Consider the following 1,170-nt stretch of genomic DNA (forward strand, 5'->3'; position numbering starts at 1 on the left):
AGCCCGGGAACGCGGCGCGGGCGGCGGCCACGGCCGCGTCCACGTCGGCCGTGCCGGCCAGCTCGTACGTGTACACGTCCTCGCCGGTGGCCGGGTCGACGACGGCATGGGTACGGCCCGAGGTGCCCTTGGTCAGGCGGCCCGCGATGAACTGCGCGCCGTCCGCGAAGTACTCCTGAGCGGGGAATCGTTCCGGGGTGACGCTGCCCGGGTTGTGCATGTCGCTCTCCTCCGCCTTCGCCCCGCTTCGTCCGCTGGCGGGTGGCGTAGCTCCAGCTCGATTTGAATGCCGATCCTGACAGAGCAAAGGGACTCCAACAAGTGATTCCGTTGTTGCCTTTTGGTTACGCGACGGAATCCTTCGACCAGGTGTCGAGTCCGTATGGAAAAGGGGGGACGGAGTGTCAGTGGTGCCTGCAAGACTCGCGTGTATGGACGGGATCACGGGGAAGCTCGCGGCTGGAGCCGCGGAAAAGATCGATTCGCAGGAAGCCCTGATCAGGGAAGTGCGCGCCGGGACCAGGGTCAAGTACCTGCACTTCTGGGGCCACCGGCCACGCCCGGACGGACGCGTGAGCGCGAGCTGTCTGAGCCAGTGGTGGCCGTCGCCGTTCACGGTGGACGCGGTGACGTACGCGACCGCCGAGCACTGGATGATGGCCGGCAAGGCGCGGCTGTTCGGCGACGAGGACGCTCTCGCGCGGGTGCTGGCGGCGGGGCATCCGTCCGTGGCGAAGAAGGCGGGGCGCCTGGTACGCGGCTTCGACGAGCAGACCTGGGCGCGGGAGCGGTTCGGGATCGTCGTCGAGGGGAGCGTCCACAAGTTCGCGGGGGACGCGGAGATGCGGGCGTTTCTGCTGGGCACGGGTGAGCGTGTGCTGGTGGAGGCGAGTCCGGTGGACCGGGTGTGGGGTATCGGGCTGGCCGCGGACGATCCGGCGGCGGAGGATCCCGAGCGGTGGCGGGGGCCGAATCTGCTGGGGTTCGCGTTGATGGAGGCGCGGGGGCGGTTGAGGTAGGGGGTGGGGGTGAGCCCCGGGAGGGGCGAGCCTCGGGGGGCGTGGCGGGGAGGGGGCTTCGGCTGCGGTTGGGGCTGGCGCTGATTGGGGTCCCGGGGGGGGGCGGCTGAGGTGAGGGGCGGGTCAAGCCCGGGGGCTTTGGCGGTGCGAG

The 1,170-nt window shown here is 70.4% G+C and carries 2 protein-coding genes; one reads left to right on the forward strand and one right to left on the reverse strand.

All coding sequences use genetic code 11. The features are described from left to right. Positions 1-220 (reverse strand): aldehyde dehydrogenase family protein (locus tag R6V09_RS53485; RefSeq protein WP_317888604.1); only part of this gene is annotated, 220 nt, incomplete at its 3' end. Between the two features lie 211 nt (positions 221-431). Between R6V09_RS53485 and R6V09_RS53490 the strand changes: the two genes are divergently transcribed. Then, positions 432-1,019: an NADAR family protein gene (locus R6V09_RS53490; protein ID WP_317888605.1), complete on the forward strand. Its 588-nt coding sequence runs from the start codon at positions 432-434 to the stop codon at positions 1,017-1,019. The last annotated feature ends 151 nt before the right edge of the window (positions 1,020-1,170 follow it).

It is taken from the genome of Streptomyces sp. W16 (genome assembly GCF_033194735.1).
GTDB lineage: Bacteria > Actinomycetota > Actinomycetes > Streptomycetales > Streptomycetaceae > Streptomyces.